This window comes from Maritimibacter harenae (assembly GCF_009882975.1).
GTDB lineage: Bacteria > Pseudomonadota > Alphaproteobacteria > Rhodobacterales > Rhodobacteraceae > Maritimibacter > Maritimibacter harenae.
The window spans coordinates 29,265-47,297 of record NZ_WTUX01000012.1 but is presented as its reverse complement, the minus strand read 5'-3'; the positions used below and the strand labels follow the sequence as shown (position 1 = coordinate 47,297).

Genomic DNA, 18,033 nt, shown 5'->3' with positions numbered 1-18,033 from the left:
GAATTGGGATGAAACTGGTAACCTACGACACCGGCAACGGCATCGGCCGCCCCGGCGCGCTCGTCTCGGACGACAAGCGGATCGTGGATCTGGCCGCGGCCTCCGGCGGGACGGTGCCGTCGGTCCTGTGGATCGCGGAAGGCGGCGACGAGGCGCTGGCGCGGGCCCGGGAAGCGGTCGAGGGCGCCAAGTGCGACGCGGTGATCGACCGGGCCTCGGTCAAACTCATGGCCCCCATCGCGCCGCCGCCGCAGATGCGCGACTGCCTGTGTTTCGAAACGCACCTGGTGCAGGCGTTCCAGCAAGCCCGCAAGCTGCGCGCCCAGCAGTTCGACGACCCCGAGGCCGCCGAGCGCGAAATGGAGGAGAAGGGCATCCTTTCGGTGCCCCAGACGTTCTACGACCAACCGATCTACTACAAGGCCAACCGGTTCTCGGTCGTGGGCCACGAGCACGACGTGATCTGGCCGGGCTACTCCAACTTCATGGATTTCGAGCTGGAGTTCGGCGTCTATATCGGCAAGCCCGCCAAGGACGTGAAGAAGGCCGACGCGATGGACCACGTCTTCGGCTACACGATCTTCAACGATTTCACCGCCCGCGACGCCCAGACCGCCGAAATGGGTGGCTCGCTGGGGCCGGCGAAGGGCAAGGACTTCGACACCGCGAACCCGATGGGCCCGTGCCTCGTGACGGCCGACGAGTTCGGCGATCCCTACGACAAGGTCATGATCTGCCGCGTGAACGGCGAGGAATGGGGTCGGGGGTCGACCGCGACCATGCACTGGTCGTTCGCGGACCTGATCGAACACATCTCGGCCTCGGAAACACTCCACTCGGGCGAGTTCCTGGGTTCGGGCACCGTGGGCAACGGCTGCGGGCTGGAACACATGCGCTTCCTGAGCCCCGGCGACGTGGTCGAGCTCGAGGTGCAGGGCATCGGTATCCTGCGCAATCGTCTGGTCAAGCCGGGGGCCTAGACCCCTGCAGCCGTGCATGCAGCGATACCAGGCCCGTCGGGGCCTCTAGCGTTGCATGTACGTCCCGTCATCGCCGGAGACCGGACCGATGCGCGAGACGTGACCCATGAGGCTGCGCGCCATGGGCGGAAGAACAGAGCGTTATTTCGCGCCGTTGCTGTCTCTTGCATGTTGGAGTGGAGCGGGTAGCGGGAATCAAATTCCAATATTTTCCAGATATTTAAGTCAAGAACATTTCCAAAAGCCAACATTCGTACCAACGCAATGAAGAGCCGCTCAGGGCGTGTTTATTGAATGCTCTCGGCGGGCGCGTTGAGGTGACTTCAAGGCTTTGATGCGGCAAAGAAATGTTTTTGGCTCGAAATAAGTGCACGGTTCCACTGACTACTGGGAGCGCCGGTTCACGAGTGGGTATGCGCTGGCGCTCTACGAGAATTGCTACCGCTTCGTGCGCACGGGGAGCACGGGGTGGTGGTCGCTCGACCTGTTCCGTCGTTTGATGGGTGTGGCCGACAGCGCCTATTACGAGAGCTACAAGCATCTGAACGCCAAGATCATCAAGACGGCGGTTGCGGAGGTGGACAAGACCTCGAACATCATCGTGACCCCTGAGGTGAAGAAGATGGGCCGGCAAGTGACCGACATCTGGTTCCGGATCGAGGAAAACCCGCAACTGGCGATCCTCGACCTCGACGACGGCGAGGGACTGCGCAATGGCGCCGTCTGTGCGCGGCTGCGCAAGTTGGGGGTGAGCGACCGGCTTGACCGCCAGTGGATCACCGAGCACGGCGAGGCCTATGTCGCCCGCAAGGTCGACTATGTGTCGGGCCAGAATGGCGTGCGCAATCCGGTGAGTTACCTGTCGGCTGCGATCAAGGCGGGCGGTGCAGGGCGAAGCCGCGCCCGCGCCGTCGAGCGACCGGGCCCGGCGTCTGGCCCGGATCAAGGCGCTGGTCGACGCGCGCACGCCCACGCAAAGTGACGCCGACCGCCGGATGATCCTCCCCCACTATAGTGGTCCGCCGTTATGTTTAGGAAAACGGAGGATTAGAATGGCTACGAAGAGACACAAGCCGGAAGAGATTGTCACGAAGCTGCGGCAGGTTGAAGTGCTTGTCGGGCAAGGCATGGCGCGGGTGGATGCGATCCGCGAGGTTCGCATTACTGAGCAGACCTATTATCGCTGGCGCAAGCAATACGGCGGTATGGGAACCGACCAACTCAGGGAACTGAAGCGCCTCCAGAAAGAGAACGAACGGTTGAGAAAAGCCGTCTCGGATCTGACTTTGGACAAGCTGATCCTGGCGGAGGCGGCAAAGGGAAACTTCTGAGCCCCGCTCGCCGCCGTGCCTGCATCGATCACGTTCGCACCCGGTTCCATCTCTCCGAGAGACGCGCCTGCCGTGTCCTGGGTCAGCACCGATCCACGCAGAGGAAGGTGCCGCATGGCCGTGCCGATGAGGAGCGTCTGGTCGCGGACATGATCGAGCTAGCGAGGCAGTATGGCCGCTACGGCTATCGTCGGATCGCGGCTCTGCTGAGAGATGCCGGCTGGGAGGTCAACGACAAGCGTGTGGAACGGCTTTGGCGGCGAGAGGGGCTGAAGATACCGATGAGGCAACCAAAGAAGGGACGGCTTTGGCTGAACGATGGATCGTGCGTCCGGCTTCGGCCGGAGTATCGGAACCACGTCTGGAGCTATGACTTTGTCCACTGCCGGACGGAGGACGGAAAGGTCTTCCGGACGCTCAACATCCTGGACGAGCACAGCCGGGAATGCCTGGCGATCAAGGTGAAGCGCAAGCTAAACTCGGGTGACGTGATCGATGCCTTGAGCGACCTGTTCATCATGCGGGGTGTGCCGGATTACATCCGGTCTGACAACGGCCCGGAGTTCGTGGCTCAGGCCGTTCAAGATTGGATCAGGGCCGTCGGCGCCAAGACCGCCTACATCGCGCCCGGGTCACCTTGGGAGAACGGCTACTGCGAAAGCTTCAATGCCAGGTTCCGCGATGAACTGCTCAACGGAGAAGTCTTCTACAGCGTTCGGGAAGCGGAAATCCTGATCGAAAAATGGAGGAAATAATACAATACCAAACGACCACATAGTGCCTTGGGCTATCGTCCTCCCGCCCCGGAAACCATCGTCCCGATGGACCCGAGACCGGTCATGCACTAACAATCAAACCGGACCACTCAGGTGGGTCTGATCATGCAACCCTAGGCGGCTTCAGCTTTAAGGACTCAGTCGACCATGAAGCAGCCACTCACAGGCCGTCCAGGGCCGCGATCCGTTCTTTGAAGGCTATCGGCAATTGAATGGAGCCGCCGATGCTGATATTGCTCAAAACCAAAGTGAAAGTTGCAGTGAATGCTTTTCCGCTCTCTAGCCAAAGCGCATGTTCGGTATCAAAACTGGAATTGCCGAGTCGTGTCGTACGGCAAGTCATCAAACCGACTTGTCTGTACTCCATCGCCTTATGGAACTCGCCTGCCGCTTGGACTACCACTACTGATGGAGCGTCTCGGGCGGGAACTGGCAAGCCCATATCGATAACGTATTGAACTCTTACATCGTCACTCCAACGCCAAAAAGCGGAGTTGGTGACATGTCCTAGTTTATCGAGGTCGGACCATGCTGCCTCCACACCGATCCCGTAAGACCATTCAGGCGACACTGAAAACTTCAGCTGGCGCGGGTCGCCTTTCAAAAAATTGGATCGTGTGCGCATTGTCATCTTGCGAAAAGTAACGGGACAGAAGCCTAAGAAAGGCTATCTGCCCCGTCTTGTCAATTTATGCCAACGCGTTAGCGGCAGGCAGTATTTGGATCAAGCGATCTTGGATCCGCGGGTTTCTTCGATTGGCGAGATCTTGAACCCGCGATAGTCTTCGTCGCGGATCTTATTCATTTCGACCATGTAGCTGGACATACCACCCATATACCACATTGACGTCCGCGGTTTGCCTGGAATGTTGGCACCATTGATCCAACTATCAGTGACCTCGAAAAGCGTCCCCGCCATGCCCTCCTGACAAATTTTGACCCAATTTTCTTGGGCTTCTTCGTCCACGTCGATTACGCCACCCACTTCTTCGGCCTTTTTGACCAAGTCAGTGAAGTAGTCGACTTGCCACTCGTGAACTAGCGGCTGGCTTGTGAAAGGGCTGAACGGGCCGAAAACCATAAGAAGATTTGGGAAGCCGGACACGGCAAGGCCCGCGTAGGTATGGGGGCCGTCTGACCAAGCATCCCTAAGCTTCTTCCCGTCACGTCCGGTTGTATCAATTTTGAGATAGTTGCCGGTCATAGCATCGAAGCCCGTCGCCATGATGACCACGTCCAATTCGACTTCCTCGCCACCGATAATGAGCCCTTTCTCAGTGAAGCGTTCGATTTTGTTGGTCTTTACATCGTGCAGGGAGACATCGTCCCGATTGTACACCTCGTAGTAGTTATCTGCGGCCAATGGACGCTTGGCGTAGTAGTCAGTTGGCGTCAATTTTTTTGCAGTCTCAGGGTCCTTCACGATCGAATCGATCTTGGATTTGATGAAGTCAGTCGCGGTTTTGTTGGCTTCCGGCGTGACTGTCAGGTCGGAAAATGTTCCGAGAAGAAACTCGAAGCCGTTCCCTTTTTGCCAAGCTGCTTCGTAGATGCGCTGGCGCTCCTCCTCGGAAACCTCTAGGGCAGACGTAGTGCTTTCTTGGAAGCCGAACACCGTGCCAGTGTCGAGGGCCCAGTCACGGAAGCCTTTAGGATCCTTCTTGATCCGTTCACGGGTTTTCTGCGGGAAAGGCCCGATTCCAAGCGGCACGACCCATTGTGGCGTGCGCTGGAGAACGTGCAGGTGGCCGACTTTGCCAGCAAGTTCCGTTATGATCTGGATGCCCGTGGACCCTGTGCCGATCACCGCAACGCGCTTGTCAGACAGGTCCGGGTCATCTTTCGGCCACTTGGAGGAGACCAGAACGTCGCCTTTGAATTTGTCCTGATCGGGGAACTCCGGCGCATATGTCGACGATAGAAGGCCAACCGATTCAATTACATAGCGAGCGGTAATCCTCTCGCCGTTCTTAGTCGTCAGCAGCCACCGGCCTTCGTCTTCGAGCCAGTCGGCCTTCTCAATCCGGGTGCCAAAGTTGATGGCAGATTTCAGATCATGCTTGTCTGCGACCGCGCTCAGGTAGCCTTGCACTTCTTCTTGTTTGGCGTAGCGCTCCGACCAATTCCAGTTTTGGAACATGTCCAGGTCGAAGGAATAAGTGTATACTGTAGACTCAGTGTCGACGCGACAGCCTGGATAGCGATTCCAGTACCATGTACCGCCGACATCGTCCGCTTCATCGAAGCCCTGAGCTTTCATGCCAAGCTCATTTTTCATGACGTGAAGTGCGTACAATCCTCCTACGCCAGCGCCGATCACAGCCACATCAAGCTGCAACCCGTCAAGTGCTGCGGAATTCGAATCATTCATAGTAAAGCCTCCCACTTTGTCTTCCTTCGGCGACGCCGAAAGTCATCTGGCAACTCCACTTCCGGCCTCTGCATGCTCCGTAGGCAACCAAGGATGCTTGGCTTGGGCAAAGCTTGACCGAAAACGGCGAGTCTCGAATCTTGTTCCTCATACAGTATTACGGTATGACGAAGTCGCGTCAATAAGCTGAAGTTCTCATTTTTGTTCCATGCAGCTTGATAGAGCTATCTTGCGAATCCTAGAGTATCGTATTACGATATTATCATAACATTGAAATCTAGATCGAGCCCGTAGGGTCTCAGGGCACAGGAGGAAGTCATGACTAACAACTCGCCGCAGCCGGACCAGACGGCGCTCAATTTCAAGCAACCTGAAGGCCGCTTGTTCATTGCGGGGCAATGGCGTGACGGACCATCGAGCTTCGGCGTGTCGAACCCGGCGAATGGCGCAGAATTTGCGAGAGTCTCGAACTCCGGGGAAAACGAGGCGCTTGAGGCGCTCGGGGCAGCCGTCGCGGCTCAAGACGGTTGGCGTTCTGTCTCGCCGCGCAAGCGTGCTGAACTGATGCATCGGCTTCATGATTTGATGCTTGAGCGGGAAGACGATTTTGCGCGGATAATGACCATGGAGAGCGGCAAGCCCCTGACCGAATCGCGCGCCGAATTCAAACTGTCCTGTGATTTCCTGCGCTGGTTTGCAGAGCAAAGCGCACATGTCCACGGAAGTTATTCAGCTGCGTCGAATGGCGGCTTTCGGATTATGGTGGCCAAACAGCCGATTGGTCCTTGCCTTCTGATCACGCCTTGGAACTTCCCGCTGCTCATGATTGTGCGTAAGGGTGGTGCGGCTCTGGCGGCGGGCTGCACGTTGGTCGTGAAATCTGCACAAGAGACGCCATTGACCTGCGGGCTATTCGCTGAGTTGGTGCAGCAGGCCGGCTTCCCGGATGGTGTGATGAACCTCTTGCACACAACAGATTCTTCATCGATCTCGGGGCCGCTTATGGCCGATAAGCGGATCAAGAAGGTGTCTTTCACTGGCTCGACGCGTGTTGGCAGCATCCTAATGGAGCTCGCGGCAAAGAACATCACCGATTGCTCTATGGAGCTCGGAGGTGATGGTCCGTTTATTGTGTTGGATGACGCAGATGTCGACCTTGCAGTTGAACAGGCGGTAATCTGTAAATTCCGGAATGCCGGACAGGCCTGCGTGGCCGCAAACCGGATAATCGTAGACAAGAAAGTGGAGGGGGAATTCACAGAGAAATTTCTCGCTGCTGTCCGTGAGCTCAAAGTGGGCGACGGAATGACGAATGTAGATGTTGGCCCGATGATTTCGGCCCGGCAGCGCGACCGCCTTGGCGACACAATTGCTTCGCTGACATCTGCGGGTGGGGAGGTAATGATAGGCGGGACCCCTGTGGATGGGGCCGGCTATTTCTTCAATCCGACCGTGGTGCGGTTTGAGGGGCCCAATGATGTCATGTGTTCGAACGAGCTGTTTGCGCCGATCGCAACAATCTTTCCGGTGAAAGATACACTCGAGGCGCTCACCTTTGCCAACACGAGTGACTTCGGTCTTGCATCATATGTGTTCACGCAGAACGTGTCCCGGGCGATCACTTTCGGTGAACGTCTCGAGTTCGGAATGGTTGGTGTGAACCGCGGCATCATGGCGGACCCAGCCGCACCGTTTGGTGGAACCAAGGCCTCGGGTATCGGGCGTGAAGCCGGTCACGATGGCATTTATGAGTTCATGGAGGACAAGTACATTGCTCTCACCGTCGATGAGGATGCGGGAGTTGCATGATGGCAGATATAATGACTAACGCTCTGGGGCTCGGGCTCGTGCGTCAGCCGACCACAGTACTTTTCGGTCCCGGGCAAAGGCGACAGCTCGGGCGACTCGCAAGGCGTATGGGTAATACCGTTTTGATCGTAACGGACGAGCGGATGGCCAGTACCCAAATCTTCGCTGAGCTGAAGGCCGATCTTGAAGACCAAGGCCTTCGGGTGAGCGCGTTCACAAATGCGCTGCCCGAACTCCCCCGGTCGAATGTGACCGAAGTAGTCGCGCGCTTCTCCGACCCCGCGCCAGATTTGATCGTCGGGCTTGGTGGTGGGTCCTGCATGGACCTAGCGAAGGCATGTTCGGCGGTGTTGCGCTATGGTGGAGACGTCCGCGACTATTTTGGGGAATTCGCCGTGCCTGGTCCGACAGTACCTACCATTGCAGTTCCGACCACGGGCGGCACTGGGGCCGAGGTTACAAACTTGGCTATTGTGTTCGATGAAGAAAAGCAGATGAAAATGGCTATCGCGGACACGCATATTGTGCCGAATGTCGCTATCATCGATCCGGAACTCACAGTGACGTGTCCACCTTCGCTAACTGCAGCGACGGCGGCCGATGCGCTTTCACATCTTGTTGAAGGTTACACGGCGCGACCGAAGAACCCGAGCGCCGACCAGCTAGCATCTGAGGTCTATGTAGGCAAAAACCGAATTACTGACGTGTTTTGCGAAGAGGGCTTGCGGCTAATGAACCGGTCATTGGCGCGGGTGGTCGAAGCTCCTGAGGATCTGAGTGCGCGTTCGGACGTGATGTTCGCGGCCTATTGCGCGGGTATGGTCATAAACACGACAGGGACTGCTGCAGCGCACGCAATTCAGAGCCCGATGGCGGCCATTGACCACACGCCGCATGGGTTTGGTGTCGGTGCTCTGTTGCCATACGTCATGCGGGCTAATCAGCCGTATGCTCGTGAAGAATTTGCCAGGATGGCGGAGATTCTTGGCGTGTCCAGCAAAGGTGCAACGGACGATACCAATGGAATGGCCGCGATTGAGCGCATTGAGGAGCTTTTGGGGGCGGTTGGAGCGCCATTGGAGCTTGCATCCCTAGGCGTCCGGGAAGAGCATTTTGATCAGATAGCCAAATCTGCCGTGTCCGCGCGTAGGCTCGTTCTAAATAACCCGGCGGACCTGACAGAAGATCTGGTCAAAGAGGTACTCAAGAAGGGGGTCGCCGGCGACAGGAGCTAGTGGTCTACAATCTGAAAAGCATTTGGGGGCCGCGCAGTTTGCGCGGCCTCATGGGTCGATTACGTCCTTGTTGCGGCTCACATATTCTTTTTTCGCATAGATCGCGGCGAGATCAATGTGGTGGCGGCAAGCCTTCTCTGCCGCATCTCCATCACGCTTGTTGGCTGCGAAGTCTATGATCGCTTCAAGCTCCGAAATGGACTCTTCAGTTCTGCTTTCGTCGATGAATGCGTAACGGCGAAAGATCGCGATGCGCGCATGGATCAAGGCGAGTGTTTCGCGTAGCACGTTATTGTTCGCGCCGCTTATCAACACGTCGTAGAATTCCGCCTTGATGATTTCGCGGCTTTGGATCGTTCCGTGGCGGTATTCTTGATCCAGGCGGGAGGCGATCTTTAGCAGCTTTTTGCACTCGGCGTCGGTGGCGTTTTCGGCGAAAAGGCGCGCTGCAAGGCCTTCGAGGTTAGCGCGAACTACGTAGATGGCTTGGATGTCCTGTTCCGTCAGGACGGTTACTACAGGGCCGGAATTTGGCACAACTGTAATCAAATGCTCGGACTCTAGCTGGCGTAGTGCTTCCCGCACGACAGTGCGGGAAACATCGTACGCTTGGCACAACGCGCTTTCGACGAGGCGCTGCCCGGGCTTCAAGTTTTCTTGCAGGATGTCTTCGCGAATGAACTGCACGACTTGCTGTCGCAGCGGCGCCGCCGTTCTAGAGATCGCGCGTTGATTCGGCATGGAGTTCTCCCAAAAACCTACATATTCCATTCATATTTCCTATCGGCGGGCAAGTGCGATGCCGCACATAACGCCACTATGCTGCCAATCATATGATGATACCGTAATACAATCAACTTTAGCACCCCTCATCATTCCATTTCTGCAGTAGTTGATGGCGTGTGACGTAACGGCAATTGATCGCGGCATCAAATTGGGACTGAGCTTCTCACCATAAGGCGTTGGGGCGCCGCTATGTTGTCGCAGAAACTGGCCAACTGAAATCGCAAGCGTGGATATCGGCCATAGCATCAGAACTGCCAAAGATTATCTGTAGACGAATGCTGTCATCCTGTATTACGGTATGACCAAACTCGCGCGATACAATCGCTGTGGTGCTGTGCATGCTGCCGAACCGCGCGCTCAAGGAGGAGGGAAACAATGGTTGCGAAAAGGCTAAACACGCAAAATGCTGGCTGGTACCGTTTCTTGATTGGGGATTTTGAATGCACCTCACTCTGGGACGGATACATTCACCATGGTTATGAGGGCATCTTCCCGAACGCAGATTCTGAAGAAATGGAGCGTCTGAAGGCGGAATACCGCTTGCCGCAGGATTTTATCCCGATGGATTTGAACCCAGTGGTCGTGAACATGGGAGACAAGCTTGTACTGATCGATGCTGGTATGGGGAAGTACTCTGACATGTTCGGGGAAACCATGGGTCTCTTGGAAGAGAACATGGCGGCGGCCGGATTGGATCCGGCGGACGTTGATATTGTTCTTATGACTCACCTGCATCCAGATCATAGCTTTGGCTTGATCAAGTCCGACGGCTCCGCTGTCTTCCCGAACGCGGAAGTTCATGTCAGCCGGTTGGATCACGAAGAATGGACCGATCCTGCAAACTTGGACCGGAACGACCATAAGAAGCCGTGGACGGAAGGTACGATACAGGCGCTCAAACCATACGAGGGAAAGATCAAACTATTTGAACTTGGAGAAGAGGTGCTTCCCGGCGTTACCACGATGTCAGTCGTTGGCCACAGCTCAGGGCAGGCTGCCTTCATCTTTGAGAGCAAAGGGGACCAGGTCGTGTTCACTGGCGACGCTGCGCACCACCACATCTTCGATCCCATCCATCCAGAATGGTACTTCCATATGGATTTCGACACGGATCCGGAGCGTGGCGCGCAGGCCAAAGCCGACATTTTTGAGCGAGTTTGCGATGATGGCATTCTCTATCATGGCTACCATTTTCCCTTCCCAGGGCTCGGTGAGATCGTACCTGCAGGGGATGGTACTTATCGGTGGATCGGCGATCAGTTTACGCCTCGCCTAAGCGCAAACCGGAACCGCTAAACCATGGTCTTTAGGAGGGCTTCGTGTTGAGCGAAAGGTTTGTTGTCGTCACTGGCGGCGGCCAAAATATTGGCCGCGCCATTTCCAAGCGGATGTCAGAGGATGGCTGGCGCGTGCTGGTGCTTGATGTGGCTGAGCCAAAGGAAGCAGACTTCGTTGAGCGGTACTTTCAAGTCGACCTTTCAGATGCAGGTGCGACCCAACGAGTATTGTCCGAAATAGCAGGCGAATATCCTGTGTCCGGACTGGTGAACAACGTCGGCATCGTGAAGCCCGCTAGCTTCGAAGACGTGGACCCAGAGGATTTTGATCAAATGTTTCATCTGAATCTGCGGACTTCGCTACTATGCGCGAAGAAGTTGGTGCCCTTAATGCGTGAGCAGGGACAGGGGCGGATCGTGTTCAACACGAGCCGCGTTACAAGGGGTAAGGTGGATCGCACTTTGTACTCCGCGACGAAAGGTGCCGCGCAATCGATGGCTCGGACTTGGGCGCTCGAACTCGGAAAAGACAAGATCACCGTAAACTGTGTCGCTCCAGGCCCGATCGGAACGACAGCATTCTGGAGCAATAATCCACCCGATGCGCCCAAAACAAGGGACATTATTGACGGGATACCTGTCGGCAGGATGGGGGAACCGGACGACGTCGCGAATGCTGTCAGTTTCTTTTTGGATGACCGCGCGAGCTTCGTGACGGGTCAGACGCTCTTCGTTTGCGGCGGCGTGACAGTCGGCTGAGATCACTCAAACAAGATTGATTCACGCGCTGTAATACGGTATTATGATTAGACGATGGAATCGTGGAGGCGATCCGTCAAAAAAACAGGGGGGAGCGATATGCGCCTTAAAGGAAAAGTAGCCATCGTAACGGGTAGTTCTCGTGGAATCGGCCTCGGCATGGTGGAGAGGTTCGCCGAAGAGGGGGCTCATGTTTACGCCGGGAGTTCTAGTAATCCCGAAGGCGTCTACCCCGAGGGCGTGATCGGAGTTGAGCTTGACGTGACCAAACCTGAGCATTGGGATCGCGTGGTGGCGCAGGCTCTCGCGGATCACGGACGGATCGACGTGCTTGTAAATAATGCTGGCATCATTGTTTATGATCCTGTCTGTGAACTCGATATGGACGGTTGGAACAAGGTTGTGGCCGTCAACCAAACAGGAGTTTGGCTAGGCATGAAGGCGGTGATTCCGGAAATGCAGAAGCAAAAGTCTGGGTCGATCGTTAACGTGGCTTCTATTTGGGGTAACGCAGCAGTTCCGGGCGGTCATGCCTATCATGCAACAAAAGGCGCTGTCGTTATGATGTCCAAAAACGCAGCGATCACATACGTGGGCGACGGTGTTCGCGTTAACACTCTTTCGCCTGGTTTCATCGACACGCCGCTGACCCAAAGTCAGGACGCAGAAATCAACGAGTATGTCGTTTCGATCACGCCAATGGGAAGGGCGGGAACACCCCGCGAAATCGCAAATGGTGCCTTATTTCTCGCGAGTGACGAAGCGAGCTTCATGACCGGCGCTGAGTTGGTGATCGACGGCGGGTATCTCGCCCAGTGAAGTAGGCCAATTTTTGGTTTTGCTTAGCTGAGCTGGCAATAGCTCAGACGGAGAAGCTGTGCCTAAAGAAATCAAAATTGGAAATCAAAATCAGGAGAGGAGAGACTGAAATGAGGAAGACACTAAAAAATATGAGTGCAATCGCGCTCGCTACCATGCTGCCGTTGTCGGTGCTCGCACAATCAGGCGAAGACCTGATGGAAAGCCGGCTTGGTACGACAGATGCCAACCCGGCGATTGTTGACGCCTTTGAGCGCGCCGCTCGGGAGGTGACACCCGAGCTTCGTGAAAAGGCGCTCGAATGTTGGAACGAAGGGTCCTGCGATACGGGAACGGGGGGCGAAATGACCGTCGCGCTTGCCGACGGATTTGGCGAGAATGTGTGGCGCCGTGTGACGGCAATGGAATATGTACAGCAAGCGCTGACCTATCCCGAAATCGGGCGCATTTTGTACTCATCGGCTCGGGGTGACGCAGCCAAGGCTATTTCGGATCTGCGTTCCTACGTGGCCCAAGGCGTGGATGTGATCGTAATCTTTGCAGACCACGGTGAAGCGCTTGGTCCGACGGTGCGTGAGGCTCAAGAGGCCGGAATTCAGGTCGCAGTTTATGGCGGTACTGAGGTTGGGACCGCCGGCGAAGACTACGTGGCTAACGTCACGGAAGACATTTGCGAACTTGGCGCCGCATTCATCGATGCGATTGAAGAGAGTAACCCCGACGCTCAAAATGTCGTCGCTCTTGGCGGCACGCCAGGCAACCCACTGAGCGCCACCGTTCAGCGTTGTGCCACGGAGCGGACGGAAGAAATCGATGGGCTTGAGCTCGTTGCCGCTGAAGACACCAACTGGACGCAGGAAGGCACGTTCTCGGCAACATCAGCGCTTCTTTCGCGGTTCGACGACATCGACGCATACATTTCTGAGTATGCCGACGGCTTCCGTGGTGCACTGCGTGCCTATGAATCTGCCGATCGTCCGATGGATTTCACTCTTTCGGTGCGTACTGACGAGCAGGGCCTCTTCTGCGAATGGGAAGATTCGGGCAAGTCGTTCCAGATCTTCTACGCGTCCGGTCAGAACTACCAGTCGCGGATCGCACTGACGGCCGCAATGCGTGCAGCAGCGGGAGAAGCCGTCGATGCGCACGTCGATGTGCCGTTTGCGATGAGCCCCGTCGAGGAAGGTCTTTGTAACCGCGAACTTCCGATGGAAGTCTCGGTTTCCACTCTTGTCGACGAGGAAACTCTCAAGGCGATGTTCGGCGGCTAAATAGATCTATTGATCTCGGGATGCAGCCGAGTAATCGGCTGCATCCATTTACAGGAGAGCGAAATGTCCAATCCCGTTCTGACAATTGAAAACGTATCAAAAACCTATGGTCCGGTTCGAGCGCTGGATGACGTCAGTTTTTCCTGTAACGCTGGCGAAGTTCACGCAATTCTTGGAGAGAATGGGTCGGGCAAAAGCACGCTCATGAAGATCGCGAGCGGCACGGTAATGCCTGATAAGGGAACCGTGGAAGTTGATGGAACTTCGTTGCAACATGGAGACGCGCGCGCGGCGCGTGACCTTGGCCTGGCGACAGTGTACCAGGACGACTCACTAGTACGCGAGCTGTCGATCGCGCAAAATCTCTATCTTGGAACGAAGCAAGGAGACGTGCCGTACGGCGCGATGTTAAGTTGGGCGCAGGAACAGCTCGATCGATTTGAACTGCCGTTGAAAGCCGACACCGCAGTCGCCGCATTGACGCCAGCGCACCGGCAATTCGTCGAGATCGTGAAAGCGCTCTTGCACCAGCCGCGCGTTCTGCTTCTGGACGAACCAACTTCAACGCTCGATCTCGAAGGGGTAAAAAAGCTATCGGCGATGATCCGGGATCTGAAAGAAGGCGGTACGGGCATTATCTACGTAAGCCACCGGCTCCCTGAAATTCTCGATCTTGCTGACAGAGTTACGATCTTACGCGATGGCGTCTTCCGCGGCACATATCCTGTGGAGAAAGAGTTATCTGAGCATCGGCTTGTGGAATTGATGATCGGGCGTGATATCGAAGGCGAATATCCTCCAAAGCCGCAGATTGGCGATAAAGTTCCAGTGTTGGAAGTCAATGATTTTAGCGGCACGCATTTTCGTAACGTCTCGTTTTCAGCTTATCGCGGCGAAATTCTTGGTTTCGCCGGAGCGGAAGGGAACGGTCAGCGGGAAGCGCTGCGTGCATTAGTCGGGCTTGAAGATGCGACCGGATCGGTCTCGTGCAACGGCACCCAAGTCAACTTCCTGACCCCGCGCGAGGCGCTGGAGTCAGATGTGCTCTTTCTAAGCTCCGATCGCATGGGTGAAGCGGTTTATCCGGAGCTGAGTGTTCAAAAAAATATGACGCTGACGCGCTTACGCGAATTCGTCAAAGGCGGGTTTCTACGTACTCGAGCTGAAAATGAGAACGCGTCAAAAATGGTCGACGACTTTGGAGTCGTTACCGCCTCCCTTGACAAGCCGATTAACCGTTTGTCGGGAGGAAACCAACAAAAAGCGGCGCTGGCGCGTTCGTTTCGCTCGGGTGCCAAGGCGGTGCTGATCGACGAGCCTACGCAAGGGGTGGATGCCGGCGCGCGGTTCGAAATCTACCAAGCCGTGCGCGAAAATATCCGCGACGACGGCACGTGCATTGTTAACTCGTCGGACGCGATGGAACTGGCCGGCATATGCGATCGGGTACTCGTTTTTTCGCGCGGACGTATAGTCCGTGAGTTGGAGGGTGATGATGTCACTGAAAGCGCGATCGTCGGGAGTTTCTTGACGGATCGGCAAGTGAACGAAACTTCTAGCGATACGAGCAGTGACACTGGTGCTGGCGCGAAATTATTGCGCACGCTTTTCAGTGGCGCCACCACCTGGTGGGTGCCATTGGTGTTCCTGGCGATACTGACTTTGGCAGTTGGCACCTATGCTGCATCGCAAAGTGACGTGTTTTTGAAAACGGTGAACATCCGCCATATTTTGCTTGCCGTGGCGCCAGCTGGAATGGTCGCGATGGCGCAACTTCATGTACTTTTGGTCAGGGGGCTGGATGTGTCGGTGGGCTCAATCATGAGCCTGACGGTCGTGGCGTCTTCATTCCTGATTGCATTCCAGGCCCCTCTGACTTCACTTGTACTGGGAGTTGCTTTGTGCCTTTTACTTGGCATTGTTGTCGGGCTTGTTAATGGCGCATTGGTGCGTTTCGCGCACATCAATGCGATCATCACTACGATCGCAATGCTCAGCGTTCTGCAAGGCATCGCATTGATCTTTCGCCCAACACCCGGCGGCCTGATCAGTCAGGACTTTACCGAGCTCCTGCGTACACGTGTCGGGTTTCTCCCAGTGTCGGTGTTTTTCTTGCTCGCCGTCGCTTTCCTACACGATATTTGGTTGCATCGCACTCGCTCTGGTTTGGAAGCCAAGGCCTGCGGGTTTCGGGAAGAAGCCGCGCGGCGCAATGGGGTTCGAGTAGACCGCGTTCAAGTGCGAGCATATGTGTTCGCTGCTCTACTTGCGACCGTCGCGGGTTTCTTCTTGGGATCGGAAGTCGGTGTCGGTCACCCGACCGTCGGCCAGAACTATGCTCTGACTAGTATCGCCGCGGCCGTTCTAGGTGGTGCCGCTTTGTCCGGTGGACGAGGCTCGTTTTCTGGGGCTCTGTTCGGCGCATTTTTCTTCACGCTGACAATCAACGTCATTTCAATCCTTGGGTTGAGCGCCTCGGTCGGTGTCATCGCAAGCGGGCTTATGACCCTTTTGGCGGTGTTCCTTTATACCGGTGTGTCCCAGATCGAACACATCGCTCATAACTTCAAGCGGCGCCGGGCATTCCATGTCCGCGCAGCCCAATAGCGAAAGGTTCGCGATATGCAAAGTCATGCTAGCGAAACCGTAACACGGCATCCTTCCGAGAAGCCGGGACTGAGGGTTCCCACTATTCAGATGCGCTTTGCGGCAATTTGGATTGCGTTCGTGGTATTGGTGCTAATCGGCGCGGTATTTTTACCGCGAAGCATTCAACCTTCGGCTCTACAATCCGTACTTCCTTTTGCGGCCTTTCTGGCCATCGCGTCGATGGGTCAGTCGCTTGTAATCATGGTTCGGGGCATCGATCTTTCAGTGCCCGCGATCGTGACCCTGTCAAGTACACTGCTTCTCGGCATTTCCCGCGGCGCGGACGAAATGATGGCCGCCGGCGTGATAATTGGCCTTCTGGGCGCTGCAGGAGTAGGGATGGTAAACGGAATCTTGGTTGCTGTATTCCGTTTGAACGCTCTGATCGTTACGATGGCGGTGGGTTCCGTGGTTGCCGGTCTGACGCTTTGGTACCGCCAAGGTTTGCCAGCAGAAGCGTCAGTACCGCAAAGCCTTTCAAAGTTCGGAAGTCAAACGTACCTTGGGATAAATACTTCCGTATGGATAGCTCTGATTTTGACTTGTGTTATTACCATCGTCCTCCGGAGGACTTTGATAGGGCGCCAATTCGAGACCGTGGGTTCCAATCCCGATGCTGCACACGCCACCGGAGTACGCAGTGCGAGCTATCAGGCCGGTGCTTTTGTAGCTGCAGCAGTGCTCTACGGTATAGTCGGCATTATTCTGTCGGCATTCATCCGCAATCCGACGCTCGAAGTCGGCCAGCCATATCTCCTTGCGCCTATCGCGGCAGCGGTACTTGCTGCAACCTCAATAAATGGGGGAATTGGCTCTATGATCGCTGTATTGGGTGGTGCGCTATTCTTGACGCATCTCGGGCAGATGCTGAAGTTGATTGGTCTCGAGACCTCGTATCAGATGATCATCCAGGGGGTCGCTATTGCAGTTGGAATGTTTCTTTCAAGCTTCTTTGAGGGCCGGAAACGATGAAATGCCGCAACGTGCGAATTCAACCAAGTCCTCTTCATTCATCCTGTTGGATTGATCTCCAAAAAGGTGATGCTTTAAAAGACTTTTTCCTGGTGAAAGTTGGAGGTTAAGTGCGATGAAGCATGCTTCAGCCATTTTGTCCTGCGCGATAACCGGAAACCTCACCAGCCCAAAAATGAACCCGAACTTACCGGTTACACCCGATCAGATTGCTGACTCTGCACTGGAGGCAGCCGAAGCTGGGGCAGCTATGGTTCATATCCATGTTCGCGATCCCAAGAACGGTACGCCTTCAATGGAGATGAGATATTATCGGGATGTGGTCGAGCGCATCCGAGCTCGAAACACCGCTGTGATCATTAATCTTACCACCGGCCCCGGAGGCCGCTTCCAGCCTGGTGAGGAGGATCCAGCTATCGCAGGGCCGCGTACGAACCTACTTCCGCCACTTAAACGGGTCGAGCACATTCTAGAGCTTCGTCCAGACGTTGCCACTCTGGATTTAAACACGATGACCTTTGGCAGTGAAGTCGTGATCAATACGCCTCAGAGTGTTAGAACGATGGCGGAAGCGATCTATTCTGCGGGGGTTAAGCCGGAGCTTGAGCTCTTCAATTCCAGTGATCTACATCTAGCCGCCGATTTGTTCGCGGATGGGACGCTGTCCATTCCTGCGGTCGCGTGCCTAGTGCTTGGCGTGAAGTATGGTTTTCCTGCGACGCCGCAAACTATGGCCTACGCGTCCTCGCTTCTTCCGCGGAATGTCGAATGGACCGGGTTCGGTGTTGGCAAGACCGCGTTTCCGATGCTTGTGCAGTCATGGCTCCTCGGGGGTAACCTGCGGATTGGCATGGAAGATACCGTCCACGTAGGAAAGGGGCAACTTGCGGCAGGGAACGCTGAACTGGTGGACAAGGCCGCCTGGCTTGTTAGGGAGCTTGGCGGGTCGATTGCCAGTGCCGAAGATGCGCGGGAGCGGCTAGACTTGACTGGATGAC

Annotated in this window: 13 protein-coding genes and 2 pseudogenes; 12 read left to right on the top strand and 3 right to left on the bottom strand. The window is 55.8% G+C overall.

Annotated elements, in window-relative coordinates:
• Positions 1 to 8 precede the first annotated feature (8 nt).
• The 3 genes and pseudogenes from GQE99_RS10455 (at position 9) to GQE99_RS10445 (ending at position 3,159) form a co-directional block, all read left to right on the top strand.
• The gene (locus GQE99_RS10455; protein WP_161351558.1) at positions 9 to 980 is read left to right on the top strand and encodes a fumarylacetoacetate hydrolase family protein; all 972 of its coding nucleotides are present in this window, start codon (positions 9 to 11) and stop codon (positions 978 to 980) included.
• Between the two features lie 391 nt (positions 981 to 1,371).
• Positions 1,372 to 1,854 (top strand): annotated as a pseudogene (locus GQE99_RS10450) (replication initiation protein); the annotation flags it as partial.
• Positions 1,855 to 2,032: 178 nt separating this feature from the next.
• A pseudogene (locus GQE99_RS10445) lies at positions 2,033 to 3,159 on the top strand (IS3 family transposase).
• An 88-nt stretch (positions 3,160 to 3,247) separates the two neighbouring features.
• Here the strand turns inward: GQE99_RS10445 and GQE99_RS10440 are convergent.
• Together GQE99_RS10440 and GQE99_RS10435 are read right to left on the bottom strand one after the other, a co-directional pair.
• Complete coding sequence (locus GQE99_RS10440) at positions 3,248 to 3,718, bottom strand: acyl-CoA thioesterase (RefSeq protein WP_161351557.1); 471 nt, start codon at positions 3,716 to 3,718, stop codon at positions 3,248 to 3,250.
• A gap of 93 nt (positions 3,719 to 3,811) precedes the next feature.
• The gene (locus GQE99_RS10435; RefSeq protein ID WP_161351556.1) at positions 3,812 to 5,458 is read right to left on the bottom strand and encodes a flavin-containing monooxygenase; all 1,647 of its coding nucleotides are present in this window, start codon (positions 5,456 to 5,458) and stop codon (positions 3,812 to 3,814) included.
• 318 nt (positions 5,459 to 5,776) lie between these two features.
• On the opposite strand from GQE99_RS10435, the gene GQE99_RS10430 reads away from it, so the two are divergent.
• Complete coding sequence (locus tag GQE99_RS10430) at positions 5,777 to 7,267, top strand: NAD-dependent succinate-semialdehyde dehydrogenase (RefSeq protein ID WP_161351555.1); 1,491 nt, start codon at positions 5,777 to 5,779, stop codon at positions 7,265 to 7,267.
• Positions 7,264 to 8,502, top strand: a complete 1,239-nt coding sequence (locus tag GQE99_RS10425; protein ID WP_328794087.1) for an iron-containing alcohol dehydrogenase — start codon at positions 7,264 to 7,266, stop codon at positions 8,500 to 8,502. The genes GQE99_RS10430 and GQE99_RS10425 overlap by 4 nt, the downstream gene beginning before the upstream one ends.
• Before the next feature lie 48 nt (positions 8,503 to 8,550).
• Here the strand turns inward: GQE99_RS10425 and GQE99_RS10420 are convergent, their stop codons facing one another.
• Entirely contained in the window at positions 8,551 to 9,273 is a 723-nt protein-coding gene (locus GQE99_RS10420; RefSeq protein WP_235917192.1) for a GntR family transcriptional regulator, read from the bottom strand.
• Between the two features lie 390 nt (positions 9,274 to 9,663).
• Between GQE99_RS10420 and GQE99_RS10415 the strand changes: the two genes are divergently transcribed.
• From GQE99_RS10415 to GQE99_RS10385, 7 genes are all read left to right on the top strand, one after another.
• Positions 9,664 to 10,584, top strand: coding sequence for an MBL fold metallo-hydrolase (locus GQE99_RS10415; protein ID WP_161351553.1), 921 nt, complete (start codon positions 9,664 to 9,666; stop codon positions 10,582 to 10,584).
• Positions 10,585 to 10,607: 23 nt separating this feature from the next.
• On the top strand, positions 10,608 to 11,324 hold the full coding sequence (locus tag GQE99_RS10410; RefSeq protein ID WP_328794086.1) for an SDR family NAD(P)-dependent oxidoreductase: 717 nt from the start codon (positions 10,608 to 10,610) through the stop codon (positions 11,322 to 11,324).
• A 99-nt stretch (positions 11,325 to 11,423) separates the two neighbouring features.
• Positions 11,424 to 12,143 (top strand): SDR family NAD(P)-dependent oxidoreductase, encoded by a 720-nt coding sequence (locus tag GQE99_RS10405; protein ID WP_161351551.1) that lies wholly within the window; start codon positions 11,424 to 11,426, stop codon positions 12,141 to 12,143.
• Between the two features lie 77 nt (positions 12,144 to 12,220).
• Entirely contained in the window at positions 12,221 to 13,414 is a 1,194-nt protein-coding gene (locus tag GQE99_RS10400; protein ID WP_235917191.1) for a substrate-binding domain-containing protein, read from the top strand.
• 63 nt (positions 13,415 to 13,477) lie between these two features.
• Positions 13,478 to 16,021, top strand: coding sequence for an ATP-binding cassette domain-containing protein (locus tag GQE99_RS10395; protein WP_161351550.1), 2,544 nt, complete (start codon positions 13,478 to 13,480; stop codon positions 16,019 to 16,021).
• Between the two features lie 15 nt (positions 16,022 to 16,036).
• Positions 16,037 to 17,035, top strand: a complete 999-nt coding sequence (locus tag GQE99_RS10390) for an ABC transporter permease (RefSeq protein ID WP_161351549.1) — start codon at positions 16,037 to 16,039, stop codon at positions 17,033 to 17,035.
• A gap of 115 nt (positions 17,036 to 17,150) precedes the next feature.
• Entirely contained in the window at positions 17,151 to 18,032 is an 882-nt protein-coding gene (locus GQE99_RS10385; RefSeq protein ID WP_161351548.1) for a BKACE family enzyme, read from the top strand.
• The last annotated feature ends 1 nt before the right edge of the window (position 18,033 follow it).